Annotated in this window: 35 protein-coding genes; all 35 read left to right on the top strand. The window is 62.0% G+C overall.

Translation table 11 applies throughout. The annotated features are described in order from the left end of the window. Positions 1 to 67 precede the first annotated feature (67 nt). Positions 68 to 3,568 (top strand): S8 family serine peptidase, encoded by a 3,501-nt coding sequence (locus FFS30_RS21690; RefSeq protein ID WP_171014785.1) that lies wholly within the window; start codon positions 68 to 70, stop codon positions 3,566 to 3,568. A 446-nt stretch (positions 3,569 to 4,014) separates the two neighbouring features. Then, complete coding sequence (gene rpsL, locus FFS30_RS21685; RefSeq protein WP_018973116.1) at positions 4,015 to 4,392, top strand: 30S ribosomal protein S12; 378 nt, start codon at positions 4,015 to 4,017, stop codon at positions 4,390 to 4,392. A gap of 128 nt (positions 4,393 to 4,520) precedes the next feature. Next, positions 4,521 to 4,988, top strand: coding sequence for a 30S ribosomal protein S7 (rpsG, locus tag FFS30_RS21680; protein ID WP_137915294.1), 468 nt, complete (start codon positions 4,521 to 4,523; stop codon positions 4,986 to 4,988). Between the two features lie 116 nt (positions 4,989 to 5,104). Next, positions 5,105 to 7,195, top strand: a complete 2,091-nt coding sequence (gene fusA / locus FFS30_RS21675; protein WP_137915293.1) for an elongation factor G — start codon at positions 5,105 to 5,107, stop codon at positions 7,193 to 7,195. A 93-nt stretch (positions 7,196 to 7,288) separates the two neighbouring features. Then, entirely contained in the window at positions 7,289 to 8,479 is a 1,191-nt protein-coding gene (tuf, locus tag FFS30_RS21670; protein ID WP_137911658.1) for an elongation factor Tu, read from the top strand. A gap of 441 nt (positions 8,480 to 8,920) precedes the next feature. Continuing rightward, positions 8,921 to 9,232 carry a 30S ribosomal protein S10 gene (gene rpsJ, locus FFS30_RS21665; protein WP_137915292.1) on the top strand — a complete coding sequence of 104 codons (312 nt, stop codon included), beginning with the start codon at positions 8,921 to 8,923 and terminating at the stop codon, positions 9,230 to 9,232. A gap of 10 nt (positions 9,233 to 9,242) precedes the next feature. Continuing rightward, positions 9,243 to 9,884 carry a 50S ribosomal protein L3 gene (rplC, locus tag FFS30_RS21660; protein ID WP_137915291.1) on the top strand — a complete coding sequence of 214 codons (642 nt, stop codon included), beginning with the start codon at positions 9,243 to 9,245 and terminating at the stop codon, positions 9,882 to 9,884. An 11-nt stretch (positions 9,885 to 9,895) separates the two neighbouring features. Further along, the gene (gene rplD / locus FFS30_RS21655) at positions 9,896 to 10,492 is read left to right on the top strand and encodes a 50S ribosomal protein L4 (protein ID WP_137915290.1); all 597 of its coding nucleotides are present in this window, start codon (positions 9,896 to 9,898) and stop codon (positions 10,490 to 10,492) included. Continuing rightward, on the top strand, positions 10,489 to 10,794 hold the full coding sequence (rplW, locus tag FFS30_RS21650) for a 50S ribosomal protein L23 (protein WP_137915289.1): 306 nt from the start codon (positions 10,489 to 10,491) through the stop codon (positions 10,792 to 10,794). Before rplD ends, rplW begins: the two co-directional genes overlap by 4 nt. Before the next feature lie 41 nt (positions 10,795 to 10,835). Then, positions 10,836 to 11,663: a 50S ribosomal protein L2 gene (gene rplB / locus FFS30_RS21645; protein WP_137915288.1), complete on the top strand. Its 828-nt coding sequence runs from the start codon at positions 10,836 to 10,838 to the stop codon at positions 11,661 to 11,663. Between the two features lie 20 nt (positions 11,664 to 11,683). Next, a complete protein-coding gene (gene rpsS / locus FFS30_RS21640; protein WP_137915287.1) occupies positions 11,684 to 11,968 on the top strand; it encodes a 30S ribosomal protein S19 in 285 nt (94 codons plus the stop codon). A gap of 9 nt (positions 11,969 to 11,977) precedes the next feature. After that, on the top strand, positions 11,978 to 12,313 hold the full coding sequence (rplV, locus tag FFS30_RS21635) for a 50S ribosomal protein L22 (protein ID WP_137915286.1): 336 nt from the start codon (positions 11,978 to 11,980) through the stop codon (positions 12,311 to 12,313). Between the two features lie 9 nt (positions 12,314 to 12,322). Continuing rightward, positions 12,323 to 13,087 (top strand): 30S ribosomal protein S3, encoded by a 765-nt coding sequence (rpsC, locus tag FFS30_RS21630; protein ID WP_137915285.1) that lies wholly within the window; start codon positions 12,323 to 12,325, stop codon positions 13,085 to 13,087. Positions 13,088 to 13,103: 16 nt separating this feature from the next. Beyond that, a complete protein-coding gene (gene rplP / locus FFS30_RS21625) occupies positions 13,104 to 13,517 on the top strand; it encodes a 50S ribosomal protein L16 (RefSeq protein ID WP_137915284.1) in 414 nt (137 codons plus the stop codon). After that, positions 13,517 to 13,711: a 50S ribosomal protein L29 gene (rpmC, locus tag FFS30_RS21620; RefSeq protein WP_137915283.1), complete on the top strand. Its 195-nt coding sequence runs from the start codon at positions 13,517 to 13,519 to the stop codon at positions 13,709 to 13,711. Before rplP ends, rpmC begins: the two co-directional genes overlap by 1 nt. A gap of 10 nt (positions 13,712 to 13,721) precedes the next feature. Further along, entirely contained in the window at positions 13,722 to 13,997 is a 276-nt protein-coding gene (rpsQ, locus tag FFS30_RS21615) for a 30S ribosomal protein S17 (RefSeq protein ID WP_137915282.1), read from the top strand. A gap of 24 nt (positions 13,998 to 14,021) precedes the next feature. Beyond that, entirely contained in the window at positions 14,022 to 14,390 is a 369-nt protein-coding gene (gene rplN, locus FFS30_RS21610) for a 50S ribosomal protein L14 (protein ID WP_137915281.1), read from the top strand. A gap of 36 nt (positions 14,391 to 14,426) precedes the next feature. Next, positions 14,427 to 14,738 carry a 50S ribosomal protein L24 gene (gene rplX / locus FFS30_RS21605; protein ID WP_137915280.1) on the top strand — a complete coding sequence of 104 codons (312 nt, stop codon included), beginning with the start codon at positions 14,427 to 14,429 and terminating at the stop codon, positions 14,736 to 14,738. A gap of 12 nt (positions 14,739 to 14,750) precedes the next feature. Beyond that, on the top strand, positions 14,751 to 15,290 hold the full coding sequence (gene rplE, locus FFS30_RS21600; protein WP_137915279.1) for a 50S ribosomal protein L5: 540 nt from the start codon (positions 14,751 to 14,753) through the stop codon (positions 15,288 to 15,290). 19 nt (positions 15,291 to 15,309) lie between these two features. Beyond that, the gene (gene rpsN / locus FFS30_RS21595) at positions 15,310 to 15,615 is read left to right on the top strand and encodes a 30S ribosomal protein S14 (RefSeq protein WP_137915278.1); all 306 of its coding nucleotides are present in this window, start codon (positions 15,310 to 15,312) and stop codon (positions 15,613 to 15,615) included. A gap of 117 nt (positions 15,616 to 15,732) precedes the next feature. Continuing rightward, positions 15,733 to 16,131: a 30S ribosomal protein S8 gene (gene rpsH, locus FFS30_RS21590; protein WP_137915277.1), complete on the top strand. Its 399-nt coding sequence runs from the start codon at positions 15,733 to 15,735 to the stop codon at positions 16,129 to 16,131. Between the two features lie 13 nt (positions 16,132 to 16,144). After that, complete coding sequence (rplF, locus tag FFS30_RS21585) at positions 16,145 to 16,672, top strand: 50S ribosomal protein L6 (protein ID WP_137915276.1); 528 nt, start codon at positions 16,145 to 16,147, stop codon at positions 16,670 to 16,672. 31 nt (positions 16,673 to 16,703) lie between these two features. Next, the gene (rplR, locus tag FFS30_RS21580; RefSeq protein ID WP_137915275.1) at positions 16,704 to 17,063 is read left to right on the top strand and encodes a 50S ribosomal protein L18; all 360 of its coding nucleotides are present in this window, start codon (positions 16,704 to 16,706) and stop codon (positions 17,061 to 17,063) included. Positions 17,064 to 17,149: 86 nt separating this feature from the next. Next, positions 17,150 to 17,665 carry a 30S ribosomal protein S5 gene (gene rpsE, locus FFS30_RS21575; RefSeq protein ID WP_018974008.1) on the top strand — a complete coding sequence of 172 codons (516 nt, stop codon included), beginning with the start codon at positions 17,150 to 17,152 and terminating at the stop codon, positions 17,663 to 17,665. Next, entirely contained in the window at positions 17,652 to 17,858 is a 207-nt protein-coding gene (rpmD, locus tag FFS30_RS21570; RefSeq protein ID WP_137915274.1) for a 50S ribosomal protein L30, read from the top strand. Before rpsE ends, rpmD begins: the two co-directional genes overlap by 14 nt. Before the next feature lie 102 nt (positions 17,859 to 17,960). Continuing rightward, on the top strand, positions 17,961 to 18,395 hold the full coding sequence (rplO, locus tag FFS30_RS21565; RefSeq protein WP_137915273.1) for a 50S ribosomal protein L15: 435 nt from the start codon (positions 17,961 to 17,963) through the stop codon (positions 18,393 to 18,395). Positions 18,396 to 18,405: 10 nt separating this feature from the next. Further along, positions 18,406 to 19,752: a preprotein translocase subunit SecY gene (gene secY / locus FFS30_RS21560; protein ID WP_137915272.1), complete on the top strand. Its 1,347-nt coding sequence runs from the start codon at positions 18,406 to 18,408 to the stop codon at positions 19,750 to 19,752. A gap of 189 nt (positions 19,753 to 19,941) precedes the next feature. After that, the gene (gene rpsM / locus FFS30_RS21555; protein ID WP_137915271.1) at positions 19,942 to 20,301 is read left to right on the top strand and encodes a 30S ribosomal protein S13; all 360 of its coding nucleotides are present in this window, start codon (positions 19,942 to 19,944) and stop codon (positions 20,299 to 20,301) included. Positions 20,302 to 20,318: 17 nt separating this feature from the next. After that, complete coding sequence (gene rpsK, locus FFS30_RS21550; protein ID WP_137915270.1) at positions 20,319 to 20,711, top strand: 30S ribosomal protein S11; 393 nt, start codon at positions 20,319 to 20,321, stop codon at positions 20,709 to 20,711. Positions 20,712 to 20,797: 86 nt separating this feature from the next. Beyond that, positions 20,798 to 21,430: a 30S ribosomal protein S4 gene (rpsD, locus tag FFS30_RS21545; RefSeq protein ID WP_137915269.1), complete on the top strand. Its 633-nt coding sequence runs from the start codon at positions 20,798 to 20,800 to the stop codon at positions 21,428 to 21,430. 116 nt (positions 21,431 to 21,546) lie between these two features. Then, positions 21,547 to 22,545, top strand: a complete 999-nt coding sequence (gene rpoA, locus FFS30_RS21540; protein WP_137915268.1) for a DNA-directed RNA polymerase subunit alpha — start codon at positions 21,547 to 21,549, stop codon at positions 22,543 to 22,545. A gap of 198 nt (positions 22,546 to 22,743) precedes the next feature. Then, the gene (gene rplQ, locus FFS30_RS21535) at positions 22,744 to 23,130 is read left to right on the top strand and encodes a 50S ribosomal protein L17 (RefSeq protein ID WP_137915267.1); all 387 of its coding nucleotides are present in this window, start codon (positions 22,744 to 22,746) and stop codon (positions 23,128 to 23,130) included. Between the two features lie 118 nt (positions 23,131 to 23,248). Beyond that, positions 23,249 to 23,761 carry a disulfide bond formation protein B gene (locus FFS30_RS21530; RefSeq protein ID WP_137915266.1) on the top strand — a complete coding sequence of 171 codons (513 nt, stop codon included), beginning with the start codon at positions 23,249 to 23,251 and terminating at the stop codon, positions 23,759 to 23,761. A gap of 154 nt (positions 23,762 to 23,915) precedes the next feature. Then, positions 23,916 to 25,298, top strand: coding sequence for a 3-deoxy-7-phosphoheptulonate synthase class II (locus tag FFS30_RS21525; RefSeq protein ID WP_137915421.1), 1,383 nt, complete (start codon positions 23,916 to 23,918; stop codon positions 25,296 to 25,298). Between the two features lie 9 nt (positions 25,299 to 25,307). Further along, positions 25,308 to 25,607 carry a hypothetical protein gene (locus FFS30_RS21520; RefSeq protein ID WP_137915265.1) on the top strand — a complete coding sequence of 100 codons (300 nt, stop codon included), beginning with the start codon at positions 25,308 to 25,310 and terminating at the stop codon, positions 25,605 to 25,607. Positions 25,608 to 25,653 lie beyond the last annotated feature (46 nt).

Here is a 25,653-nt window from a genome sequence, read left to right as displayed (position 1 = left end):
AGGCAACGGAGCCGGCCGTCGTTCAACGATGCAGCCGTGTACTAAAAGATATCGAGGAGAGCGGGAGATGATTTCGAATTTCATGCGGCCACGCCTTCTGGCTGCCGGAATCGCGGCATGCTTGGCGACGACTGCGACGACGCAGGCAGGCCCGGTGGCGACCGGTTCCGTGCGTGCCGGCGGCGCGAGCAGTGCTGCCAGCGTCGACGGCAAGACTTATATCGTGATGTTTTCCGAGCCGTCGGTCGCTCTGCGCAATCGCGCCTTGAGATCGCAAGGCACGCAGGGTTTGCGCGCGAGCGACGCGATTCCTTTTGGTACCAAGGCCAACGGCCGTGCCTATATGGACATGCGCAGCGACAATGCACGCAGTTATCGAGCGACTCTCGTCGCGGCGCAAGCGCAGCATCAAGTTTCGATCGAGAAGACGATTGGTCGCTCGGTGACGTTCTCACGCACTTTCCAGAATGCGATCAACGGCGCCGTATTGACGCTGAGCGATAGGGAGGCCGATCTCGTCCGTGCGACTCCGGGCGTGCTGTCGGTGGTGTCGAGCCGGACGATGTATCCGGACGACGATGTGAGCACTCGCTTCATCGGTGCCGACATTCTGTGGCGCGGCAATAACTTGCGTCCGCCGGCACCCGGATTCACTTATCCGACCCTGAGCAGCCTGTTCGGCGATCTGAACCAGGGCACGGGATACAAAGGCGACGGGGTCGTGATCGGTATCATCGACACTGGCTACAACAGCCAGAGTCCGTCGTTCCAGGCGGCGGACGCCAGCGGCTACGCCGTCACCAACCCGCTCGGCAGCGGCAACTATATCGGCGACTGCAATGTGTCGAGCATCAGCCTCGGCGGATGCAACGACAAAGTCATCGGCGTCTATGACGCCTACAGCCGCGGCCTCGGCAAGACCGGGGTCAACGTGGAGGATACGAACGGCCACGGCAGCCATACGGCCAGCACTGCCGGCGGCAATGCACGCCAGGGCGGAATCCTCGGTTTCAGCGCAAACCTGTCCGGCATCGCGCCGCATGCGAATCTATCGATTTTCAGCATTGTCAGCCCCGGTACCGGCACGGCCAGCGACGTCTCCGAGCTAACCGCGATCGAAGATGCCATAGAAGACGGCGTGGTCGACGTTCTCAATATGTCGTTCGGTGGCTGCATGGAGCCGAACTATTGGAACGACCCGGTTTCGCTGGGGTTCCTCGCCGCTCAGGATGCAAACATCTTCACCGCGCTTTCGGCCGGCAACACCAGGCCGGTGACGACCTGTGCGCGCCAAGCCGCGCAGACGCCGGGTACGGTCGGTAATGCGATGCCGTGGGTGACCACGGTAGCGGCGACTACGCCGCCGGCCGGGCAAGCTTCGCTGCAATTGAGCCTCACCGGCCCCGGCAAACCGCCTGCGGCGACCCAGGGGATCACTCTGACCGAGGGTACTTACGATACGCCGCTCGCCGCGCCGTTCCCGGCGGGCACTCCGATCGTATTGAGCCCGCAGTTCGATGCCGGCGACCCGGGTAGCCAGAATGCGCCGACTCATGGGGCTGATGGTTGCAACGCCTATCCTGCCGACACATTCAAGAACGCGATCGCGCTGATCAGCCGAGGCACTTGTGGCTTCGCGGTGAAGGTGCCGAACGCGATCGCCGCGGGTGCAGTTTCGGTAATCATTGCGGACAATCGCGTCGAGGGGCCATTCAGTCCGACGGTGGGACCGCCTTCGGTGGGCGTTTCGGTGTTCTCGGTCGCGCAGGCGGACGGTATTGCGTTGCAGAAGTATCTGGGGACGAGCAGCGGCGTTGGTGCCGCATCGCTGGGATTCCCGAGTTCACGTCCGTCCGGTCAAGGGGATGTCCTTGGCGACTTCAGCTTGATCGGGCCGGTGTTGACGCCGGTGCCGTTCGACGTGATCAAGCCGGACATCGCCGCCCCAGGCGTCGGAACGTTGGCTGCCTTCAACAACGCTTTCATGACGGCTGAAGGGCTCATCGTTTCCAACAACAATCCGGACATCGTCGCTTTCGACAGCGGCACGTCGATGGCTTCGCCGCACATCGCCGGCGCGGCGGCTTTGCTCGTTCAGGCCCGCCCGGATTGGACTGCGTCGGAAATCAAGTCCGCTCTCATGATGACGGCGGTCACCAATGGCGTCACCAAGGCCGACGGCAAGACGCCGGCTGGCGTGTACGACGTTGGTGCCGGACGCGTGCAGGTCGACAAGGCCGCCGCTGCGGGATTGGTGCTGACCGAGAACGGAGATAACTTCCGCGCGGCCGATCCGACCAAGGGCGGCGACGTGAGCACGTTCAACATTGCAAGCATGCAGAACTTCAGCTGCGCGGGCTCCTGCAGCTTCACACGGACGTTCCGCAGTACGCAGAAGACGACGACGACCTGGACCACCGGCACAACCGGATCGTTGGCGGACAAGATCACGATCGAGCCCGCGACATTCACGGTCCCGGCCGGCGGCACGGTCAAGTTGACTGTCACGGTCAATACTCGTTCGCTGATTGCCGGCGGAAGCTACAGTACCGGCAGCGTGTTGCTCTTCGCTCCGGATCCGCTGCCGGGTTATCAAAGCTTGGCGGATCTGCACCTGCCCGTCTCCGTGGCAGTGCCTGCTCCGTCGGTTGCGACGTCGGCCAACGTGGTGAATATCAATCTCAACGGCAAGGCCACTGGCAGCGCCACGCTCGATTTCGCCAATATCGGCGGCGGCAGCATGACGTTTGCGCCGAAAGCGGGTGGTGTGGCGCCGCTCGTCTGGGCGAATCAGAAGGACAACTCTGCCTATTACAACTTCACAAGTACGCATTATCTGAACCCCGGGCAAGGCGATCTGGATCAATTTCTTGCCGATGACTTTGTCGTTTCGGGTAACGCGGTCGACCTTGGGCTCATAGTCGCCACCGGCCACGCGGTGCATTCGCTGGCCTCGTTCGGCACCGGGCTGGGTGTGCACTGGCGCATCTATCCGGACAACAACGGAGTGCCCGGCACTCAGGCTGCCTGGAGCTACGACGCGACGGCAGGCAGTCCGGGCGTCAGTGTTGCCGGCGACGTGATCAGTTTGGATCTCGCTGCTGCGCAGCAGGCAACGGGACTCGCCGCGGGTCGCTATTGGCTGTCCGTGTATCCGGATTTGCCGTGCAATGACAAGGGCGACGGCAAGGGCTGTACCGAGGGCTGGAGTTGGGATACGAGCTGGTACGGCAATGACACGAGCTGGGCATACACCAGCTCCGACCCGAATGCGACGTGGTCCACGGGCGGCACCAGTGGATATGGCCCGGGCTTGGCGATGGCGGTCGTCACACGTGTGGCGTGTGCCAATCCTCCGAGCTGGTTGACGTTGACGCCGAATGGGGGCGCCGGCCTGGTCACCGCGGGATCGCCTGCCACCGTCACGTTCAGCGCAGCCAAGGCCGGTTACGCTCCGAATGCATCGGCGTCTAGCTATGTCTGCTTTGGCACGAGTTACCAAGACCCGATCCTGTCCACGCAGATTCCGAAGAACACGATTGCGGTACAGGTCAACGCAAAAAATTGATGATCGATCGGAGGATTCGCCTTGCGGGCGATCCGAATCGGCAACGAAATCCAGGGGCGCGCAAGCGCCCCTTTTTTTTGCCGCATTCGAGGCATTTCGTGTGGCGATAAGCCCGAATTGTTGCGCAGGCGGGGCATAGCCGTTAAAATCCGTGGCGCGGAGTTCGGCGCAGTGCGCTACTTCGATGTTGTTGCAAGCGCTGCAAACGATATGAGGGGCACGAGGCCCCTTGATGATCGTCACAAGGACGTCCGATGAAGTCCCAAGCCTTCGGGCTTGACGGCTTCGTCAAGCGCCAGTTAAACTCCCGTTTCTTCGCAGCCTGGATTCCGTTCGGGCTGCGTTTTCGTCTATCCCGTCGAGAAGTTCGGTCAGGACGGCCGCTTTGTGATCTTCGCGATCAGGACGACCGCATACATTCATTCATTTCCGGAACGAAGAGCAGCATGTCAACCGTGAATCAGCTGGTGCGCAAGTCGCGCAGCCCGAAGACCTATAAGAGCGCTTCGCCCGCGCTGGAAAACTGCCCGCAGCGCCGCGGCGTTTGCACGCGCGTGTACACGACGACCCCGAAGAAGCCGAACTCGGCTCTGCGCAAGGTCGCCAAGGTGCGCCTGACCAACGGCTTCGAAGTCATTAGCTACATCGGCGGCGAAGGCCACAACCTGCAAGAGCACTCGGTCGTGCTGATTCGCGGCGGTCGTGTGAAGGATCTGCCGGGCGTGCGCTACCACACGGTGCGCGGTTCGCTCGATGCGGCCGGCGTGACCAAGCGTCGTCAGAGCCGTTCCAAGTACGGCGCGAAGAAGCCCAAGGCCAGTTAATTTTTCCGGGCTTTCAGGTCCGGATTGAAGCGGCCATCCTGGCCGCACTTTGAAAAAAGCGTTTTTTCGCAGGCACTCCGTGCTTGAGTATCAAGCGATCCGTGTGGTCGCATCATTGAGAAGAGTCTATGTCACGTAAAGGCAATACCCCCACTCGCGAACTCCTGCCCGATCCGAAGCACGGCAGCCAGCTGATCTCGCGCTTCATCAACATGGTGATGCAGAGCGGCAAGAAGTCGATCGCCGAAGGCATCGTCTATGGCGCCATCGCTCACATCGGTGAAAAGAACGCGCAGCCGCTCGAACTCGTCGAGAAGGCGCTCAGCAACGTCGCTCCTGCGGTCGAAGTGAAGTCCCGTCGCGTCGGTGGTGCTACCTATCAGGTGCCGGTCGAAGTGCGCTCGTCGCGCCGCGTCGCCCTAGCGATGCGCTGGGTGATCGAGGCCGCGCGCAAGCGCAGCGAAAACTCGATGCCGCGCAAGCTCGCAGCCGAGTTGCTCGAAGCGGCCGAAAACCGCGGCGGCGCCGTGAAGAAGCGCGAAGAAACCCACCGCATGGCGGACGCGAACAAGGCGTTCTCGCACTATCGCTGGTAAGCAGGTTCGTTGGAGAGTGCGGTCGGAACGGCCGCCTCTTGATTCACGCTCACAGACGAGCGCAGAAACCGACCTTCCGGCGAAACGCCTGAATGTGATTGTTCTTTGAACTGACTATGGCCCGTAACACGCCAATCGAACGCTACCGGAATTTCGGCATCATGGCCCACATTGATGCCGGAAAGACCACGACCACGGAGCGCATCCTTTTCTACACTGGCGTCAATCACAAGATTGGCGAGGTGCACGAGGGTGCGGCGACGATGGACTGGATGGAGCAGGAACAAGAGCGCGGCATCACGATCACGTCGGCCGCGACGACCTGTTTCTGGACCGGTATGGATCGTTCGTTCCCGCAGCATCGGTTCAATATCATCGATACGCCGGGACACGTCGACTTCACCATCGAAGTGGAGCGTTCGTTGCGCGTGCTCGACGGCGCCGTATTCGTGCTCTGTGCAGTCGGCGGCGTGCAGCCGCAGTCGGAAACCGTGTGGCGCCAGGCGAACAAGTACGGCGTTCCGCGCGTCGCCTTCGTCAACAAGATGGATCGCGCCGGTGCCGATTTCGACAAGGTCGTCGGCCAGCTCAAGGCGCGCCTCGGTGCGAATCCCGTGCCGATGCAACTGCCGATCGGTGCGGAAGACGGCTTCGAGGGCGTCATCGATCTGCTCAAGATGAAAGCCATTCACTGGGACATGGAAACCCAGGGCATGGAGTTCGAGTTCGGCGACATTCCGGCGAATCTGGCCGACAAGGCCAAGGCCGCGCGCGAACACATGATCGAGTCGGCGGCGGAAACGTCCGAAGACTTGATGAACAAGTATCTCGAAGGCGCCGAGCTCTCGGAAGACGAAATCATCGCGGGTATTCGCGCGGGCACGCTTGCGAACAAGATGATTCCGGTGTTCTGCGGTTCGGCGTTCAAGAACAAAGGCGTGCAGGCGATGCTCGATGGCGTGATCCGCTATCTGCCTGCGCCGTCGGATCGGCCGCCGGTGACGGGACACGACGAGGACGACAGGGAAGAGACGCGTAAGGCTGGCGACAGTGAACCGTTCGCGGCGCTGGCATTCAAAATTGCGACCGACCCGTACGTGGGATCGCTCACCTTCTTCCGCGTCTACTCCGGCACGTTGAATTCGGGTGACACCGTATTCAACCCGATCAAGGGCAAGAAAGAGCGTATCGGTCGTTTGCTGCAGATGCATGCGAACAACCGCGACGAGATCAAGGAAGTGCGCGCAGGCGATATCGCCGCCGCGGTCGGTCTGAAAGACGTGACCACGGGCGAAACGCTGTGCTCGACCGACCACGTTATCACGCTCGAGAAGATGAGTTTCCCCGAGCCCGTCATCGCGATGGCGATCGAGCCGAGGACCAAGGCGGATCAGGAAAAGATGGGCGTCGCTCTGTCGCGTCTCGCGCAGGAAGATCCTTCTTTTCGCGTGCGCACCGACGAGGAATCGGGCCAGACCATCATCGCCGGCATGGGCGAGCTGCATCTGGACATCATCGTCGACCGCATGAAGCGCGAGTTCAGCGTCGAAGCGAACGTCGGCAAGCCGCAGGTCGCGTATCGCGAAACGATGCGCAAGGCGATCAAGCAGGAAGGCAAGTTCGTGCGCCAGTCGGGCGGTCGCGGCCAGTACGGTCACGTCGTCATCGAGATGGAACCTCTCGAGCGCGGCAAAGGTTTCGAGTTTGAAAATGCGGTCGTCGGCGGTGTGATTCCGAAGGAATACATCCCGGCGGTCGAGAAGGGCATCCGCGAGCAGCTCGGCAACGGCGTGCTCGCCGGGTTCCCGGTGGTGGACGTGAAGGTGCGTTTGATCGATGGTTCGTATCACGAGGTCGACTCGAACGAAATGGCGTTCAAGATCGCCGGCTCGATGGCGTTCAAGGAAGGTTTCGCCAATGCGGGTCCGGTCCTGCTTGAGCCGATCATGAAGGTCGAGGTGGTGACGCCCGAAGATTACATGGGCGACGTGATGGGCGATCTGTCCCGCCGGCGCGGTGTGCTTCAGGGCCAGGACGAAAGCCCGTCGGGCAAGTTGATTGACGCGCTTGTGCCGCTTGGTGAGATGTTTGGCTACGCGACCAGTCTGCGCTCGATGAGCCAGGGGCGTGCAACGTTCACGATGGAATTCGATCACTACGCCGAGGCGCCGGCCAATATCGCCGAAGCGGTGATCAAGAGAGGTTGAGTTTTAGCGGCGCGATTCACTGCGCCCGAGAGTGGATTCGTTGAGTCGAATCCTTGCGAAAGAATCGATTAGTTATCTTGCGGAGTTAAGACAATGGCAAAAGGCAAATTCGAACGGACTAAGCCGCACGTGAACGTAGGCACGATCGGCCACGTGGACCACGGCAAGACGACGCTGACGGCGGCGCTGACGAAGGTCGGTGCGGAGCGCTTCGGCGGCGAGTTCAAGGCGTACGACCAGATCGACGCGGCGCCGGAAGAAAAGGCGCGCGGCATTACGATCTCGACGGCGCACGTGGAATACGAATCGCCGACGCGCCACTACGCGCACGTCGACTGCCCGGGCCACGCGGACTACGTGAAGAACATGATCACGGGTGCGGCGCAGATGGACGGCGCGATCCTGGTGTGCTCGGCCGCGGACGGCCCGATGCCGCAGACGCGCGAACACATCCTGCTGTCGCGCCAGGTCGGCGTGCCGTACATCGTCGTGTTCCTGAACAAGGCCGACATGGTGGACGACGCCGAGCTGCTCGAGCTGGTGGAAATGGAAGTGCGCGACCTGCTGTCGAAGTACCAGTTCCCGGGCGACGATACCCCGATCATCAAGGGTTCGGCGCTGAAGGCGCTGGAAGGCGACCAGAGCGAAATCGGCGTGCCGGCGATCATCAAGCTGGTGGACGCGCTGGACACGTACATTCCGGAGCCGCAGCGCGACATCGACAAGCCGTTCCTGATGCCGGTGGAAGACGTGTTCTCGATCTCGGGCCGCGGCACCGTGGTGACCGGTCGTATCGAGCGCGGCATCATCAAGGTCGGCGACGAAATCGAAGTGGTCGGCATCCGTCCGACGCAGAAGACGACGGTGACGGGCGTGGAAATGTTCCGCAAGCTGCTCGATGAAGGTCGTGCGGGCGACAACGCGGGCCTGCTGCTGCGCGGTCTGAAGCGCGACGACGTGGAGCGTGGTCAGGTGCTGGCGAAGCCGGGCACGATTACCCCGCACACCGACTTCGAAGCCGAAGTGTACGTGCTGAGCAAGGAAGAGGGTGGTCGTCATACGCCGTTCTTCAAGGGCTACCGCCCGCAGTTCTACTTCCGCACGACGGACGTGACGGGCTCGGTGCAGTTGCCGGAAGGCGTGGAAATGGTCATGCCGGGCGACAACATCAAGATGGTGGTGAGCCTGATCCACCCGATCGCGATGGACGAAGGTCTGCGCTTCGCGATCCGCGAAGGCGGCCGTACGGTCGGCGCGGGCGTCGTTGCCAAGATCGTCAAGTAAGAGTCGAACTGGACAAGAGCGGGCCGAAAGCCCGCTCTTGTCGATGCAAGTCCGGTCGGGATGGCCGGGGCGAAAGTTGATGCATTGGGATGCGGGCAAAATTTGTTTCATCGGGTGTTCCATTTTGAAAAACATCCGGTTATACTTTACGACCACTCGCTGATTCGGTCGCAAGATTGATCAGCAGTAAAGCGAAATGAGGCGCAGGACGTGCTTCGACTTCGCGGACAAGGACGGTTGATCGCTTCGGTGCGCTGGCGTTTTCGCCGGCAATCCAAGGGGCGGAGGGATTTCAAGTTTGGGCGAGTCGGAATCGACTCGCCCATTCTTTCGTAGTTTCAACTGACGTAATTTTTACCTGATCCGAAACCGGATCGCCGCGGCGGACCCAGTCGTTTCGCTGCGGGCAGGCAACGTTCTTTCAGATTCAAGGACACGGCAATGGCGGACCAGAAGATTCGAATTCGGCTCAAGGCCTTCGATCATCGTTTGATCGATCGTTCTGCGAGCGAGATCGTGGAAACGGCGAAGCGTACCGGCGCGCAAGTGCGCGGCCCGATTCCGCTGCCGACCAAGATCGAGCGTTACACCATCCTGACCTCGCCGCACGCCGACAAGGATGCGCGCGACCAGTACGAAACCCGCACCCACAAGCGCGTCCTCGACATCGTCGACCCGAACGACAAGACCGTGGACGCGTTGATGAAGCTCGACCTCGCCGCCGGCGTGGACGTGCAGATCAAGCTCTACTGAGATCACAGCAATGACTATCGGAATTATCGGCCGCAAGTGCGGCATGACGCGAGTCTTCACCGAAGCTGGTGAATCGGTGCCGGTGACGCTGATCGAAGCGACGCCGAACCGCATCACCCAGGTCAAGACGGTCGAGACGGACGGTTACACCGCGGTCCAGGTGACGGCCGGCACGAAGCGCGCGGCGCTCGTGACCAAGCCGCTCGCCGGTCACTACGCCAAGGCCAAGGTCGAAGCCGGTCGTGGCCTGTGGGAGTTCCGCGTTGACGCGAAGGACATCGGCAGCTACGCGGTCGGTGGCGAACTGAAGGCCGACGAAGTGTTCAAGGTCGGTCAGAAGATCGACGTCGCCGGCGTGACCAAGGGTAAAGGCTTCCAGGGCACGATCAAGCGCTGGAACTTCACGATGGGCGACGCCACGCACGGTAACTCGCTGTCGCATCGCGCACCGGGCTCGATCGGTCAGCGCCAGACTCCGGGTCGCGTGTTCCCGGGCAAGAAGATGTCCGGTCACATGGGTGCGACGCGCCAGTCGATGATGAATCTCGAAGTCGTGAAGATCGACGCCGAGAAGCACCTGATCGCCGTGCGCGGCGCGGTGCCGGGTGCGCCGGGCGGCAACGTGATCGTCAGCCCCGCTGCCAAGGCTTGAGGAGCATAGAAATGGAACTGCAAGTACAAGGCGCCAAGCCGCTGTCGGTTTCCGACACCGTGTTCGGTCGCGAATATTCCGAAGGCCTCGTGCATCAGGTCGTCGTTGCTTATCGCAACGCCGGTCGCGCGGGCACCAAGGCGCAGTTGACGCGCTCGGAACTCTCGGGCACGACGAAAAAGTTCAAGAAGCAGAAGGGCGGCGGCGCGCGTCACGGCGACTACCGCGCCCCGATCTTCGTCGGCGGTGGTCGCGCGTTCGCGGCAAAGCCGCGCGATTTCTCGCAGAAGGTCAACAAGAAGATGTACCGCGGTGCGATCCAGGCGATCCTGTCTGAGCTCAACCGTCAGGGTCGTCTGCAGGTCGTCGAGTCGTTCGGCGTGGACAAGGTCAGCACCAAGGCGCTCGCCGCCAAGCTGAAGGACCACACCGGCCGCACCCTGATCGTGACCGAAGACGTCAATCAGAATCTGTTCCTGTCCGCGCGCAACCTGCACAAGGTCGCCGTGGTCGATGTCGCCGCGATGGACCCGGTCACCCTGGTCGATGCGCAGCATGTTGTGATGACCGTCGACTCGGTCAAGAAGATCGAGGAGTGGCTGGCATGAGCACCGAAATCAAGAACGAAAAGCTGTACAGCGTGATCCGCGCACCGCACATCTCGGAAAAGAGTGCGCGCGCGCAGGAGCACAACCAGTACGTGTTCGAGATCTCTGCGGACGCCGACAAGAAGATCGTCAAGGATGCGGTCGAAGCGCTGTTCAGCGTCAAGGTCGAGTCGGTCAACATCGTGAACGTGAAAGGTAAGGTCAAGTCGTTCCGTCAGCGCGCGGGTTCGCGCAACGGCTGGCGCAAGGCTTACGTCCGTCTGACCGACGGCCAGACGATCGACGTCACCGCGAAGGCTTGATTCACTAAGCCGCGCTCCAAGAATTTATCGGAACCAGAACAATGGCACTGATTACACTGAAGCCAACTTCTCCGGGACGCCGCGCGATGGTGCGCGTGTCGACGCCGGGGCTGTACAAAGGCGATCCGTACGCACCGCTGACCGAACCGCAGTCGAAGACCGGTGGCCGCAACCATTACGGCCGCATCACGACGCGTCACAAGGGCGGCGGCTCCAAGCAGCACTACCGCGTCATCGATTTCAAGCGTGACAAGGAAGGCATCGCCTGCCGCGTCGAGCGTCTCGAATACGATCCGAACCGCACGGCGAACATCGCCCTGCTGCTCTACGTCGACGGCGAGCGTCGCTACATCATCGCGCCGAAGGGCGTGGCGGTGGGCGACCAGCTCATGGCCGGCCGCGATGCGCCGATCAAGGCAGGCAACTCGCTGCCGCTGCGCAATATCCCGATCGGTTCGACCGTGCATTGCGTCGAGATGAAGCCGGGCAAGGGCGCGCAGCTTGCGCGCAGCGCCGGCGCCTCGGTGCAGCTGATCGCGCGCGAAGCCGGTTATGCGACGCTGCGTCTGCGTTCGGGTGAAATGCGCAAGGTGCCTGTCGACTGCATCGCCACGATCGGCGAAGTCGGCAACTCCGAACACAACCTGCGCAAGCTCGGCAAAGCCGGTGCGAAGCGTTGGCGCGGCGTGCGTCCGACCGTCCGCGGTGCGGCGATGAACCCGGTCGACCATCCGCACGGCGGTGGTGAGGCGAAAGCCGGCCAGGGTAATCCGCATCCGGTGTCGCCGTGGGGCCAGCCGGCCAAGGGCTACAAGACGCGTAAGAACAAGCGCACCACCCAATTCATCGTGCGCGATCGTCGCGGTTGATAGAACAGGACTAGACAACAATGGCACGTTCACTGAAAAAAGGTCCGTTCGTCGATCTGCACCTCCTGAAAAAGGTGGAAGCGGCGTCGGGCTCCAATACCAAGCGTCCGATCAAGACCTGGTCGCGTCGCTCCATGATTTTGCCGGAGATGGTGGGTTACACCATCGCCGTGCACAACGGCAAGGCCCATGTGCCGGTGCTGGTCAACGAGAACATGGTCGGGCACAAGCTCGGCGAGTTCGCCGCGACGCGCACCTTCAAGGGTCACTCCGGCGACAAGAAAGCCGCCGAAGCCAAGAAGTAAGGTGACGAGATGACTACTCAAGCGAAAGCCATCCTGCGCGGTGCGCGCATTTCCTCGCTGAAGGTGCGACTGGTCGCCGATCAGGTGCGCGGCCTGCCGGTCGGACGTGCAACGAGCCTGCTGCAGTTCAGCGACAAAAAGGCGGCGCACCTGATCAAGAAGGTGCTGCTCTCCGCCGTCGCCAACGCAGAGAACAATCTCGGCGCCGACGTCGACGAACTGAAAGTCGCCACGATCACCGTGGACGACGGCCCGCAGCTCAAGCGCATGCATGCACGCGCTAAGGGCCGCGGCTCGCGCATCATCAAGCGCACGAGCCACATCACCGTGGTCGTCGGGAGCTAAGGAAAAATCATGGGTCACAAAGTTCATCCAACCGGTATTCGCCTCGGCATTTCCAAGGATTGGAACTCCAAGTGGTACGCGAACAAGCGCGAATACGCGCAGTACCTCGCGGCCGACTTGAAGGTTCGCGAAATGCTGCGTTCCAAGCTCGCTCAGGCGGGCGTGTCGAAGATCGCGATCGAGCGTCCGGCGAAGACCGCGCGCATCACGATCCACACCGCGCGTCCCGGCGTCGTCATCGGCAAGAAGGGTGAGGACATCGAGAAGCTGCGCCGCGACGTGTCGAAGGTGATGGGCGTTCCCGCCCACATCAACGTCAGCGAAGTGCGCAAGCCCGAGCTCGACGCGCAGCTCGTCGCCGAGTCGATCGCTCAGCAGCTCGGGCGCCGCATCATGTTCCGCCGTGCGATGAAGCGCGCCGTCGGCAACGCCATGCGCCTCGGCGCCCTCGGCATCAAGATCAACGTCGGCGGCCGCCTCAACGGTGCGGAAATCGCGCGTTCGGAGTGGTACCGCGAAGGCCGCGTGCCGCTGCATACGCTGCGCGCCGACATCGACTACGGCTTCGCCCAGGCGAAGACAACCTACGGCATCATCGGCATCAAGGTGTGGATCTACAAGGGCGAGGTGTTCGACCTGGCCACCCACGCAGCGGAAGCCGGCAAAGAGGAAGCGCGCGAAGGCGCTCCGCGTGGTGACCGCGGCGATCGTCGCGATCGTTCCGAGCGTGAGCCGCGCGGTGACCGTGAACCGCGTGCTCCGCGCGACAAGTAATCAGGAAACCTAAGTCATGCTTCAGCCAAAACGTACCAAGTACCGCAAGACGCACAAGGGCCGCAACCGCGGTATCTCCTTTGTCGCGAACAAGGTGAGCTTCGGCGAGTACGGCCTCAAGGCGACCACGCACGGCCACCTGACCAGCCGCCAGATCGAAGCCGCGCGCCGCTGCGTGACGCGCTTCGTCAAGCGCGGCGGCAAGCTGTGGATCCGCGTGTATCCCGACAAGCCGATCACCAAGAAGCCCATCGAAGTGCGTATGGGTAACGGTAAGGGCAACGTCGAGTATTGGGTCGCCGTCGTGCAGCCCGGTCGCATGCTCTATGAACTGGAGGGCATCAGCGAAGTCGAAGCGCGCGAAGCCTTCCGCCTCGCCGCCGCCAAGCTGTCGGTGCAGACCCAATTCGTGAATCGTACGGTGATGTGATGAGTATCCAAGACCTCCGCAAGCAGAACGCGCAGGAACTCAACGACCAGCTCCTCGAGCTGCGTCGCGAGCAGTTCAACTTGCGCATGCAGAAGAGCGCCGGGCAGCAGACCCAGACGCATCATTTCAAGCGCGTGCGCTCCGAGATCGCGCAAATCAAAACGTTGCTGACTGAAAAGTCGGCGGCGAAGTAAGGGCCAGGCCATGAGCGAACAGACGAACAAGGCCGAGAAGGCCCAGCGCACGATCGAAGGTCGTGTGATCAGCAACAAGATGCAGAAGACGGTCACCGTCCTGCTCGAGCGCCAGGTGCAGCATCCGCTGTACGGCAAGATCGTGCGCCGCTCGACCAAGGTGCACGCACACGACGAGAACGGCGAGTGCAAGGAAGGCGACGTCGTGCGCATCGTCGAGACGCGCCCGCTGTCGAAGACCAAGAACTGGCGCGTCGTGCAAGTGCTGACGCGCGCCGCGCAGTAACACGTGGGATTTGAGGAGTAGAACATGATCCAGATGCAATCCACGTTGACCGCGGCCGACAACAGCGGCGCCAAGCTGCTGTTCTGCATCAAGGTGCTCGGCGGTTCCAAGCGCCGCTACGCGGGCATCGGCGACATCATCAAGGTGTCGATCCGCGATGCGATTCCGCGCGGCAAGGTCAAGAAAGGCGAGGTTTACGACGCGGTCGTCGTGCGTACGCGCAAGGGCGTTCGTCGCCCGGACGGTTCGCTGATCCGCTTCGACGGCAACGCTGCCGTGCTGCTCAACAACAAGCTCGAGCCGATCGGCACGCGCATCTTCGGGCCGGTCACGCGCGAGCTGCGCAGCGAGCGCTTCATGAAGATCGTTTCGCTTGCGCCGGAAGTGCTGTAAGCACGTACGTATAAATACACTTTTTCGGAATTAGTCATGAACAGAATTCGCAAAGGTGATCAAGTCATCGTGATCACCGGCAAATACAAGGGCCAGCGCGGCGAAGTGCTGCGCGTCGCCGAAGACCGCGTGGTCGTCGCGAACATCAACCTGGTCAAGCGTCACACCAAGCCGAATCCGCAGGCCAACCAGCCGGGCGGCATCGTCGAGCGCGAAGCCCCGATCCACCTGTCCAACGTTGCGTTGTTCAACGACGCCACGGGCAAGGGCGGTCGCGTCGGTTTCAAGACGCTGGCCGATGGGCGCAAGGTGCGCATGTTCAAGACCGGCGAACAGGCGGACGTATAAGGAGCCATGGCCATGACCCGTTTGGAAAAATATTACAAAGACACCGTCATTCCGAAGCTGACAGAAAAGTTCGGCTACAAGAACGTGATGGAAGTGCCGAAGATCACCAAGATCACGCTGAACATGGGCGTGGGTGAAGCGGCGGCGAACAAGAAGGTGCTCGAAAACGCGCTCGCCGACATGAACAAGATCGCCGGCCAGAAGGCCGTGGCGACGCTGTCGCGCAAGTCGATCGCGACGTTCAAGATTCGCGACGGCTGGCCGATCGGCTGCAAGGTCACCCTGCGCCGCGCGAAGATGTACGAGTTCCTCGATCGCCTGGTCACGGTTGCGCTGCCGCGCGTGCGCGACTTCCGTGGCGTGTCGGGCCGTGCTTTCGACGGCCGTGGCAACTACAACATGGGCATCAAGGAACAGATCATCTTCCCGGAAATCGATTTCGACCAGGTCGACGCGATGCGCGGCATGGATATCGCGATCACGACGACGGCGAAGACGGATGCCGAAGCCAAGGCGCTGCTCGAAGCCTTCAGCTTCCCGTTCCGCAACTAATTCTCAAAGAGATACGACAATGGCAAAGACCAGCATGGTGGAGCGCGAGAAGAAGCGCGCGAAAATCGTGAAGAAGTACGCGACGAAGCGCGCTGAGCTGAAAGCGATCGTGCTTTCGCCCAAGTCTTCGTACGAGGAAAAGATGGCCGCGCAGACCAAGCTGCAGAAGCTGCCGCGCGACGCCAGCCCCTCGCGCCAGCGCAACCGCTGCGAGCTGACCGGCCGTCCGCGCGGCGTCTACCGCAAGTTCTCGCTCGGCCGCCACAAGCTGCGCGAAGCGACGATGCGCGGCGACGTCCCGGGTCTGCGTAAGGCATCCTGGTAATAAACCGGGATTCGAGATTGAAGAGTCGGGATTCGCAAAGCCCGCTCTTCCAAGTCTCAAATCCCCAATCTCGAATCCCGTTTTTAGAACGGATATCGATGCTAAGGAACTAGAAACATGAGCATGACTGATCCCATCGCCGATATGTTCACCCGCATTCGCAACGCGCAAGCGACCGCGAAGCCGACGGTGCGCATGCCGGCATCCAAAACCAAACAAGCCATCGCCAAAGTGCTGAAGGACGAGGGCTACGTGCGCGACTTTCAGGTCAACAAACTGGCCAACAACAAGGCCGAGCTCGAGATCGCGCTGAAGTACTTCGAAGGCAAGCCGGCGATCGAATCGATCAGCCGCGTCAGCCGTTCGGGCCTGCGCGTCTACCGCGGCAAGGACGCGCTGCCGAAAGTGATGGGCGGCCTCGGCATCGCCATCGTCACCACGCCGGCCGGCATCATGACCGATGCGCAGGCGCGCGCTCAGGGCGTCGGCGGCGAAGTCATCGGTACCGTGGCGTAATCGGAGAATCATCATGTCAAGAGTCGCTAAAAAGCCGATTGCGCTGCCGAAAGGCGTCGAGCTCAAGGTCGCCAACGAGGCCGTGACGGTGAAGGGCCCGAAGGGCACCCTGTCGTTCGCCATGCCCGCAGGCGTCGAAATCAAGATCGACGGTAGTGAAGTGCTGCTTGCATCGAAGGATGTGGAGACGACCAAGTTTGCAGGTACGGCACGCGCCGTGCTGGCGAACATGGTCAAGGGCGTCAGCGAAGGCTACGAGCGCAAGCTCGAACTCGTCGGCGTCGGTTACCGCGCCGCGCTGCAGGGCAAGGACCTGAACCTTTCGCTCGGCTTCTCGCACCCGATTCTGTTCAAGGCGCCGGAAGGCATCACGATCACCGCGCCGACGCAGACCGAAGTGCTGATCGCCGGTGCCGACAAGCAGCGCGTCGGTGAGACGGCAGCGAAGATCCGCGCGTTCCGTCCACCCGAGCCGTACAAGGGTAAGGGTGTGCGTTACGCCGGCGAGAAGATCACCATCAAGGAAGCCAAGAAGGCCTAAGTAGGCGCTTCAGCTATCCGGAGACGAGACTATGTCGAACGAAAAAAACGAATCCCGTCTGCGCCGTGCGAAAGCTACGCGCAGCCACATCCGCAAGCTCGCCGTGCCGCGTCTGACCGTGCATCGCAGCGATCAGCACATCTATGCTCAGGTCATCTCGGCCGACGGCAGCAAGGTGCTGGCCGCCGCTTCGACCGTGCAGTCGGCGATCAAGGGCGATCTCAAGGGCACCAAGAACAAGGCCGCCGCTGCGGCCGTCGGCAAGGCTGTCGCCGAGAAGGCGAAGGCTGCCGGCATCGAGAACGTCGCGTTCGACCGCTCGGGCTTCCGTTATCACGGTCGCATCGCCGCGCTGGCGGATGCGGCGCGCGAGGCCGGGCTCAAGTTCTGATTTGCAACCATACTTCTTTACAATTCTAAGCGGCTTCGCCGCAAGCAAAAGTCCGCTGCAGCATGGGCGGCACAAGGTGAAAAGTAATGTCAACGAATGAACGTGAAAACAGCGACGGCATGCTCGAGAAGCTTATCGCCGTCAACCGCGTGTCCAAGACGGTCAAAGGCGGTCGGCAGATGAGCTTCACCGCGCTGACCGTGGTCGGCGACGGCGACGGCAAGGTCGGTTTCGGTTACGGCAAGGCACGCGAAGTGCCGGTCGCGATCTCGAAGGCGATGGAGCGCGCACGCCGCGGCATGACCCAGGTCAAGCTCAACAACGGCACGCTCTGGCACGCGGTCAAAGCGAACCACGGCGCGGCGAAGGTCTACATGCAGCCGGCGTCCGAAGGTACCGGCGTGATCGCCGGCGGTGCGATGCGCGCGGTGCTCGAAGTGGTCGGCGTGAAGAACGTGCTGGCGAAGGCGCAGGGTTCGCGCAATCCGATCAATCTCGTGCGCGCCACGATCAAGGGCTTGGAAGCAATGGCGACGCCTGAGCGTATCGCCGCCAAGCGCGGCAAGAAAGTCGAAGAGGTAGGCGGTTATGGCCAAGGCTAAAGAAAACAAGACCGGCACGATCAAGGTGCGCCTGTACAAGAGCATGAACAGTTGCAAGTGGCAGCATCGTCTGAGCGTCAAGGCGCTCGGTCTGAACAAGCTCAACGACGTGCGTGAACTGAAAGACTCGCCGCAGGTTCGCGGTCTGGTCAACAAGATCAACTACCTCGTTCGCATCGAAGAGAATGCCTGAGGTATAGGGGCGCGCCGATCCGAACGGGCCGGCTGCGACCGCGAGTGAATCGCAACGGGTCCGAGGAATCGGATCCCTACGAAATATTTGGAGCATCGAACAATGCGTCTCAACAATCTCAAACCAGCCAAGGGCTCACGCACGAAGCGTGTTCGCGTCGGTCGCGGCATCGGTTCGGGCCTCGGCAAGACCGCGGGCCGCGGCCACAAGGGTCAGTTCGCGCGTACCGGCAAAGGCAAGGTCAAGCCGGGCTTCGAAGGCGGCCAGATGCCGATGCAGCGTCGTCTGCCGAAGGTCGGCTTCCGTTCGCGTATCGCGCACGAAGTGTCCGAAGTGCTGCTGTACAAGCTCGACGCAGTCAAGGCCGACGTGATCGACTTTGACACGCTCAAGGCCGCCGGTCTCGTCGAGACGCGTGCCGAGCGTGCGAAGATCGTCAAAAAGGGCGAGCTGAAGCGTGCGGTGAAGCTCAAGGGTGTGGCCGTGACCGCAGGCGCCAAGGCGGCGATCCTTGCGGCTGGCGGCAGCGTAGAGTAACGGAGCGACAATGGCGGCTTCCCAAGCCAGCATGCTCGCAGGCCTCGGCAAATTGACCGAGCTCAAGCAGCGCGTCCTGTTTTTGATCGGCGCGCTCATTGTTTATCGACTGGGCTCGTTCATTCCGGTCCCGGGCGTGAAGTCGGCGGCGATGACCTCGCTGCTCGGCGGCGGCGGCGGCCTGATCGACCTCGCCAACATGTTCTCGGGCGGCGCGCTCGCGCGCTTCTCGATCTTCGCCCTCGGCGTGGTGCCGTACATCTCGGCGTCGATCATCGTGCAGATGGTTGCGCAGGTGGTGCCGTCATTGCAGTCGCTGCGCAAGGAAGGCGAGTCCGGCCGGCGCAAGCTGACCCAATGGACGCGCTATTTCACCGTAGTGCTCGCAGCCGTGCAGTCGTTCGGCATTTCGAGCTGGCTGATGCATCAGACCACGAACGGTCAGCCGGTCGTCTATGCGCCGGGCATCGGGTTTATTTTCACCTCGATGATCGCGTTGACCTCGGGCACGTTGTTCCTGATGTGGCTGGGCGAGCAGATCACCGAGCGTGGCATCGGCAACGGCATTTCGATGCTGATCTTCGCCGGCATTGTGGCCGGTCTGCCGGGTGCGACTTATCACACCTTGCAGATGGCGCAGAACGGTGAGCTGAACTTCGTCAAGGTGCTGCTCGTGCTGCTGATCGTGGTTGCGGTGACAGCCTTCGTCGTCTTCGTCGAGCGCGGCCAGCGTCGAATCACGGTGAATTACGCACGTAGGCAAGGTGGTAGTCAGGCGTACATGAATCAGTCGTCGCACCTGCCGCTCAAGCTGAACATGTCGGGCGTGATTCCGGCGATCTTCGCCTCGTCCCTGATCATGTTCCCAGCGACGGCCTCGTCGTGGTTCAGCAACGGCGCCGACATTCGCTGGCTGCAGCAAGTGACCGCGGCGATCGCTCCTGGCGAGCCGCTGTACGAGATTCTGTATGCAATCCTGATCATCGTCTTCGCGTTCTTCTACACCGCGCTCGTGTTCAACTCGAACGAGACGGCCGAGAACCTGAAGAAGTCCGGTGCCTTGATCCCGGGTATTCGCCCGGGCAAGTCGACGGCGGAGTACATCGACGGCGTGCTGACGCGCCTGACCGGAGCGGGTGCCCTTTACCTCGTGCTGGTCTGCGTCGTGCCGACGTTCCTGCAGCAGTATTTCCATGTGCCGTTCTATTTCGGCGGTACCTCGCTGCTGATCGTAGTCGTCGTGGTCATGGATTTCACCGCGCAGGTGCAGGCGCACCTGGTCTCGCATCAGTACGAAAGCCTGCTCAAGAAGGCGAATTTGAAGGGTTACGGTCGCGGCGGAAGTCCGGCGCGATAAGTGTCGGCGGGGGACGAGTTCTGGGTTGGAATGAGCCCAAATACCGGTCCCCGACGCGCAGTTTCTCGGCAAGAAAGTCAAAAAGTTCAATATCGGCGGCCGGTTGGGCTTCCGGTAAAGTGAAAAACCAGTTAGAATTACCAGTTCACTGCGCCCGAGGGCGCTCTGACCCGTTTTGGAGATATAAAGATGGCGCGTATTGCGGGTGTCAACCTGCCGGTCCAGAAGCACGTCGTGATCGGACTGCAAAGCATTTACGGTGTCGGCCGCACGCGGTCGAAGCAGATCTGTGTGTCCGCCGGCGTGAATCCGGCGACCAAGATCAAGTCGCTGACCGAGGCCGAGGTCGAGAAGCTCCGTGCCGAAGTCGGCAAGTTCGTGGTCGAAGGCGACCTGCGCCGCGAAGTCGGCATGAGTATCAAGCGCCTGATGGACCTCGGTACGTACCGTGGCCTGCGCCATCGTCGCGGCCTGCCCGTGCGCGGTCAGCGCACGCGTACCAATGCGCGTACGCGCAAGGGTCCGCGCCGCGCGATCAAGAAGAATTAATCAGGAAACCTTGACTCATGAATAAGCCGGTCGCTTCCAAGACCAAGAAGAAAGCCAAGCGCGTCGTCACCGACGCGATCGTCCACGTGCAGGCTTCGTTCAACAACACCGTCGTGACGATCACCGATCGCCAGGGCAACGCGCTGTCGTGGGCGACCGCGGGCGGCGCGGGTTTCCGCGGTTCGCGCAAGTCGACCCCGTTCGCCGCCCAGGTTGCGGCGGAGAAGGCCGGCCGCGTCGCGCAGGAATACGGCGTGAAGACGGCTGAAGTGCGCATCAAGGGCCCGGGCCCGGGTCGCGAATCGGCCGTGCGTTCGCTTAACAACATCGGCGTGAAGGTGACCAACATCATCGACGTCACTCCGATCCCGCACAACGGCTGCCGTCCTCCCAAGAAGCGCCGCGTCTAACCACCAGAGTCTGATGCGATCGACCGATCGCTAAAATCACAGAATCGGCCACGTGTGGCCGGACTCGCAAAGAAGAGAAGAATTTCATGGCACGTTATATCGGTCCCACCTGTAAGCTCGCGCGCCGCGAAGGCGCCGACCTCAGTCTCAAGAGCGCTGCGCGCGCCCTCGACTCGAAGTGCAAGCTCGAGCAGAAGCCCGGCCAGCACGGCGCCGGCGGCGCGAAGAAGTCGCGTCTGTCGGACTACGCGGTGCAGCTGCGCGAGAAGCAGAAGGTCAAGCGCATTTACGGTCTGCTCGAGCGTCAGTTCAGCAACTACTACGTCAAGGCTTCGAAGACCAAGGGCAACACCGGCGAGAACCTGTTGCGCGCGCTCGAAGCGCGTCTCGACAACATCGTCTATCGCATGGGTTTCGCGGTGACGCGCGCCCAGGCGCGCCAGTTGGTTGCGCACAAGTCGATCGAAGTCAACGGCAAGAAGGTCAACCTGCCGTCCTACGCGGTCAAGGCGGGCGACCAGATCACGGTCACCGAGAAGTCGCGCAGCCAGTTGCGCATCAAGGAAGCGCTGACCCTGTCGCAGGAAATGGATCTCGCTCCGGGCTGGCTCGAAGTCGACGCGAACAAGTTCGCCGGTACGCTCAAGGCGCTGCCGGAGCGTTCGGACCTGCCGAGCGACATCAACGAGTCGCTGATCGTCGAGTTGTACTCGAAGTAATTGACGTTATCACAGCGCGCCGGGGGCATCCCGGCACGCTCTGCGGTGAGCTTGAAAGCACCGCATTTTGCACAAACATAGTCGCATTCCCTCACACCTTACGGAGAGCGTAGTTCATGGCAAATTCGCCTACTACCATCCTGCGCCCGCGCGGCCTGCATGTAGAACAACTTGGCGCAAACCGCGCCAAGGTTTCGGTCGAACCTCTGGAGCGGGGCTTCGGCCATACGCTCGGTAACGCGCTGCGTCGCGTTCTACTGTCGTCCATTCCTGGCGCCGCGATCGTCGAAGTCGAAATTGACGGCGTGCTGCACGAATACACGACGCTCGAAGGTCTGCAGGAAGACGTGATCGAAGTCCTGCTCAACCTCAAGGACGTCGCCCTGCGCCTGCACAACCTCGACGAAACCACTCTGACCCTCGCGAAGAAGGGCAAGGGCGTGGTCACGGCCGCCGACATCAAGGTCGACCACAACGTCGAGATCGTCAATCCCGAACACGTGATCTGCCATCTGACCAAGGACATCGCGCTGAACATGCGCCTGAAGGTCGCGCGCGGCATCGGCTACCAGCCGGCCACCTCGCGCCGCCGTCCTGACGATGAAAGCCGTCCGATCGGCCGCCTGCAGCTCGACGCGTCGTTCTGCCCGGTCCGCCGCGTGGCGTACGAAGTCGACAGCGCGCGCGTTGAACAGCGCACCGACCTCGACAAGCTCGTGCTCGACATCGAGACCAACGGTACGGTCGAAGCGGAAGAAGCCGTGCGCAAGGCCGCGGAAACGCTGCTCGACCAGCTCACGATCTTCGGCGACTTCACCCGCCGCGAGACCGCCGAAGCGAAGACCGACAAGGCCGGCGTCGATCCGGTGCTGCTGCGTCCGATCGACGATCTCGAACTCACCGTGCGTTCGGCGAACTGCCTGAAGGCCGAGAGCATCTACTACATCGGCGACCTCGTGCAGCGCACCGAAGTCGAGCTGCTGAAGACGCCGAACCTCGGCAAGAAGTCGCTGACCGAGATCAAGGACGTACTGTTCACGCGCGGCCTCTCGCTCGGCATGAAGCTCGAGAATTGGCCGCCGTCGGGCCTGCAGCACGGTATGCAGATGAATTGATGTAAGACGGAGATTCGGGATTTGCGATTCGAGATTTGGAAGGGCCTCGCTCTGCGAATCACGAATCCGGATCTCGAATCCCTGTAAAGCGGTATTCGGCGCCGCTAAGCCGAAACGATATACATAACAAGCGGTTTAATCCGCGGAGCTCGATCGTAGATCGGCGAGTTTCCATAACAACAGACAGAGGAAAAATTTATGCGTCACATGAAATCGGGCCGCAAGCTCAATCGCACCAGCTCGCATCGCGAAGCGATGTTCAAGAACATGGCCGCGTCGATCATCAAGCACGAGCTGATCAAGACCACGCTGCCGAAGGCCAAGGAACTGCGCCGCGTCGCCGAGCCGCTGATCACGCTGGCCAAGGTCGACAGCGTCGCCAACCGCCGCCTCGCGTTCGCGCGTCTGCGCGACAAGGTCGCCGTCGGCAAGCTCTTCGTCGAACTCGGCCCGCGTTACCGCGAGCGCAAGGGCGGCTATACGCGCATCCTCAAGTGCGGCAACCGCGTCGGCGACAACGCGCCGATGGCCTACGTCGAACTGGTCGACCGCCCGCGCGCGGATGCGGCCGCGACCGAAGAATAAGCACCACGGCAACGAAAATACGAAAAGCCCCGGCGTCCGCGTCGGGGCTTTTTTTATGGTCAGCGGAACATCGCGGGACGCTGGCGGTCTTTCGAGGGACATCATTCCGGAGTCGTCCATGCTCAATCCTTTCGCCTGGTCCTACCGAGCCCAGTACTTCGCCGGATTCATCGTCTGCGCGGCTCTGCTCGGCTACGCTTACTACGTGCAGTTCGACCTCGGCATCGAGCCTTGCCCGCTGTGCATCTTCCAGCGCATCGCGGTCATCGCCATGGGCGTCTTCTTCCTGATCGGCGCTCTGCACAATCCGAAAGCTACGGGGCGTCGTAACTACGCCTTGCTGGTGCTGCTCGGTGCTTGCGCCGGCATTGCCATCGCGGGCTACCATTTGTGGGTGCAGCAGCAGCCGCCGAATCCGCTCGCCGGATGCGCGCCGGGCTGGAACTACTGGGTGCAGAACTATTCGTTGAAATACGCCTGGAGCAAGACGATCCAGCAGGCGTTTACCGGCCACGCCGACTGCGCCGAGATCAACTGGACCTTCCTCGGCTTCGCCATGCCGTTCTGGACCCTGGTTTCGTTCGTCGCCCTCGGCGCCGGCGCCGTGTGGGCGGGATTCCGCAAGCGCTAAGTTCCGGGCAAGCCGCGGCGTTCGTCGCGGCTAGTTGTCGGGTTGGGCAAGCAGCTCCGGTGACGCTATCACCGCCACCGCTACGGCGGTCCGCTAAAGTTCTGCCGTCCGATCTGGCATGATGCTCAGCCCCTCCTCGATCGGCGACAGAACCATGGCGGCGACAATCCGCGAAGCAACAACACCCCAGCCGGACGATTGGAAGCCGTCGTCGTGGCAGGCACGTACCGCCGTGCAGCAGCCGGCCTACGCCGACGCAGCCGCGCTCGATCGCGCCGTCGGCCAATTGCGCGAACTGCCGCCGCTGGTCACGTCGTGGGAGGTGCTCGCGCTCAAGCGCAAACTGGCCGAAGCGAGCGAAGGGCGAGGCTTCCTGCTGCAGGGCGGAGATTGTGCCGAGAGCTTCGCCGACTGCACCTCGCCGATCATCTCGAATCGATTGAAGGTCCTGCTGCAGATGAGCCTCGTGCTCGTGCACGGACTGAAACTGCCGGTCGTGCGCGTCGGCCGCTTTGCCGGCCAATACGCCAAACCGCGTTCCGCCGACACTGAAACGCGCGACGGCGTGACCTTGCCGTGCTATCGCGGCGATATCGTCAACGGTCCGGAGTTCACCGCGGTCGCGCGCGAGCCGAATCCGATGCGCCTGATCGATGCGCATTCGCGCTCCGCGTTGACCATGAACTTCGTGCGCGCGCTGATTGACGGCGGCTTTGCCGATCTGCATCACCCCGAGTATTGGGATCTTGCCTGGGTCAAACACTCTCCGCTGCAGGACGAGTACCAGCGCATGGTCGAGTCGATCGGCGAGTCGGTGCGTTTCATGGAGACACTCGCCGGTGAGTCGCCGTCGTATCAGAAAGTGGATTTCTATACCTCGCACGAAGCATTGCTCTTGCACTACGAGGCGGCGCAGACGCGGCAGGTGCCGCGCAACCCGGGCTGGTTCAACCTGTCGACGCATTTCCCGTGGATCGGCATGCGCACCGCCCAGCTCGACGGCGCGCACGTCGAATATTGCCGCGGTATCCGCAACCCGATGGGCCTGAAAGTCGGTCCCGGCGTGAAGCCGGACCAACTGCTGCGTACCATCGACGCGCTCGATCCGCACAACGAACCGGGCCGCCTGACCTTGATCACACGCATGGGTGCGGCCAAGGTCGAAGCCGAACTGCCGCAGCATCTCAAGGCGGTCAAAGCCGAAGGCAAGCGTGTGCTCTGGTGCTGCGATCCGATGCACGGCAACGGCGAAACCTTGCCGAGCGGAGTGAAGACCCGGCGCTTCGAGAACATCCGTGCCGAACTCGATCATGCTTTCGATATCCACGCCGCTTGCGGCACGCGGCTCGGCGGCGTGCATCTGGAACTGACCGGCGAGAACGTCACCGAGTGTCTCGGCGGTGCGCGCGACCTGACCGAAACCGATCTCGCACGCGCCTACAAGTCCACTGTCGACCCGCGCTTGAACTACGAGCAGTCGCTCGAAATCGCAATGCTGATCGTGCGCAAGCGTGGCGGCGCACACTCACCCCGGTAGGAGACGCAGATGTACCGCAGATCTCTCGCAGGCTTGTTGTTGATCGCCGCGCTCGCGGCCTGCTCACAGTCCAGTCCGGATGCCGCGAAACCGACGCAGGCCGAAAAGGCCTCACCGGCGCTGCTGCCGGCACCGCCGTCGCAGCCGCCCGGTTCGGATCGCGACGCTCACGGCTGCATTCCGTCCGCAGGCTATACCTGGTGCGCCGCGACGAACAAATGCGAGCGACCGTGGGAACTGGCGAAAGAGAAGGCCTTCGACAACAGCGCGGAAGCCTTCGACAAGTTCTGCGCGAACGCAGCGAAATAGCCGCTGCGGGAACGGCTTCAACATGATTGCCGGCGCTGATTTCGCC

Origin of the sequence: Rudaea sp. 3F27F6 (assembly GCF_005503555.1) — a bacterium.
GTDB lineage: Bacteria > Pseudomonadota > Gammaproteobacteria > Xanthomonadales > Rhodanobacteraceae > Rudaea.
This window is presented reverse-complemented; position numbering and strand designations above follow the sequence as displayed.

Bases quoted from the DNA above. Each gene is read 5' to 3' on its own strand.
- rpsN (WP_137915278.1), top strand. From the start codon at position 15,310: ATGGCAAAGACCAGCATGGTGGAGCGCGAGAAGAAGCGCGCGAAAATC.
- fusA (WP_137915293.1), top strand. From the start codon at position 5,105: ATGGCCCGTAACACGCCAATCGAACGCTACCGGAATTTCGGCATCATG.
- rplE (WP_137915279.1), top strand. From the start codon at position 14,751: ATGACCCGTTTGGAAAAATATTACAAAGACACCGTCATTCCGAAGCTG.
- rplP (WP_137915284.1), top strand. From the start codon at position 13,104: ATGCTTCAGCCAAAACGTACCAAGTACCGCAAGACGCACAAGGGCCGC.
- tuf (WP_137911658.1), top strand. From the start codon at position 7,289: ATGGCAAAAGGCAAATTCGAACGGACTAAGCCGCACGTGAACGTAGGC.
- FFS30_RS21530 (WP_137915266.1), top strand. From the start codon at position 23,249: ATGCTCAATCCTTTCGCCTGGTCCTACCGAGCCCAGTACTTCGCCGGA.
- rpoA (WP_137915268.1), top strand. From the start codon at position 21,547: ATGGCAAATTCGCCTACTACCATCCTGCGCCCGCGCGGCCTGCATGTA.
- rplW (WP_137915289.1), top strand. From the start codon at position 10,489: ATGAGCACCGAAATCAAGAACGAAAAGCTGTACAGCGTGATCCGCGCA.
- rplO (WP_137915273.1), top strand. From the start codon at position 17,961: ATGCGTCTCAACAATCTCAAACCAGCCAAGGGCTCACGCACGAAGCGT.
- rplC (WP_137915291.1), top strand. From the start codon at position 9,243: ATGACTATCGGAATTATCGGCCGCAAGTGCGGCATGACGCGAGTCTTC.
- rpsJ (WP_137915292.1), top strand. From the start codon at position 8,921: ATGGCGGACCAGAAGATTCGAATTCGGCTCAAGGCCTTCGATCATCGT.
- rplF (WP_137915276.1), top strand. From the start codon at position 16,145: ATGTCAAGAGTCGCTAAAAAGCCGATTGCGCTGCCGAAAGGCGTCGAG.
- rpsM (WP_137915271.1), top strand. From the start codon at position 19,942: ATGGCGCGTATTGCGGGTGTCAACCTGCCGGTCCAGAAGCACGTCGTG.
- FFS30_RS21690 (WP_171014785.1), top strand. From the start codon at position 68: ATGATTTCGAATTTCATGCGGCCACGCCTTCTGGCTGCCGGAATCGCG.
- rpsK (WP_137915270.1), top strand. From the start codon at position 20,319: ATGAATAAGCCGGTCGCTTCCAAGACCAAGAAGAAAGCCAAGCGCGTC.
- FFS30_RS21525 (WP_137915421.1), top strand. From the start codon at position 23,916: ATGGCGGCGACAATCCGCGAAGCAACAACACCCCAGCCGGACGATTGG.
- rpsE (WP_018974008.1), top strand. From the start codon at position 17,150: ATGTCAACGAATGAACGTGAAAACAGCGACGGCATGCTCGAGAAGCTT.
- secY (WP_137915272.1), top strand. From the start codon at position 18,406: ATGGCGGCTTCCCAAGCCAGCATGCTCGCAGGCCTCGGCAAATTGACC.
- rplQ (WP_137915267.1), top strand. From the start codon at position 22,744: ATGCGTCACATGAAATCGGGCCGCAAGCTCAATCGCACCAGCTCGCAT.
- FFS30_RS21520 (WP_137915265.1), top strand. From the start codon at position 25,308: ATGTACCGCAGATCTCTCGCAGGCTTGTTGTTGATCGCCGCGCTCGCG.
- rplB (WP_137915288.1), top strand. From the start codon at position 10,836: ATGGCACTGATTACACTGAAGCCAACTTCTCCGGGACGCCGCGCGATG.
- rpsS (WP_137915287.1), top strand. From the start codon at position 11,684: ATGGCACGTTCACTGAAAAAAGGTCCGTTCGTCGATCTGCACCTCCTG.
- rpsD (WP_137915269.1), top strand. From the start codon at position 20,798: ATGGCACGTTATATCGGTCCCACCTGTAAGCTCGCGCGCCGCGAAGGC.
- rpsG (WP_137915294.1), top strand. From the start codon at position 4,521: ATGTCACGTAAAGGCAATACCCCCACTCGCGAACTCCTGCCCGATCCG.
- rpmC (WP_137915283.1), top strand. From the start codon at position 13,517: ATGAGTATCCAAGACCTCCGCAAGCAGAACGCGCAGGAACTCAACGAC.
- rplV (WP_137915286.1), top strand. From the start codon at position 11,978: ATGACTACTCAAGCGAAAGCCATCCTGCGCGGTGCGCGCATTTCCTCG.
- rpsC (WP_137915285.1), top strand. From the start codon at position 12,323: ATGGGTCACAAAGTTCATCCAACCGGTATTCGCCTCGGCATTTCCAAG.
- rplD (WP_137915290.1), top strand. From the start codon at position 9,896: ATGGAACTGCAAGTACAAGGCGCCAAGCCGCTGTCGGTTTCCGACACC.
- rpmD (WP_137915274.1), top strand. From the start codon at position 17,652: ATGGCCAAGGCTAAAGAAAACAAGACCGGCACGATCAAGGTGCGCCTG.
- rpsH (WP_137915277.1), top strand. From the start codon at position 15,733: ATGAGCATGACTGATCCCATCGCCGATATGTTCACCCGCATTCGCAAC.
- rplR (WP_137915275.1), top strand. From the start codon at position 16,704: ATGTCGAACGAAAAAAACGAATCCCGTCTGCGCCGTGCGAAAGCTACG.
- rpsL (WP_018973116.1), top strand. From the start codon at position 4,015: ATGTCAACCGTGAATCAGCTGGTGCGCAAGTCGCGCAGCCCGAAGACC.
- rplX (WP_137915280.1), top strand. From the start codon at position 14,427: ATGAACAGAATTCGCAAAGGTGATCAAGTCATCGTGATCACCGGCAAA.
- rplN (WP_137915281.1), top strand. From the start codon at position 14,022: ATGATCCAGATGCAATCCACGTTGACCGCGGCCGACAACAGCGGCGCC.
- rpsQ (WP_137915282.1), top strand. From the start codon at position 13,722: ATGAGCGAACAGACGAACAAGGCCGAGAAGGCCCAGCGCACGATCGAA.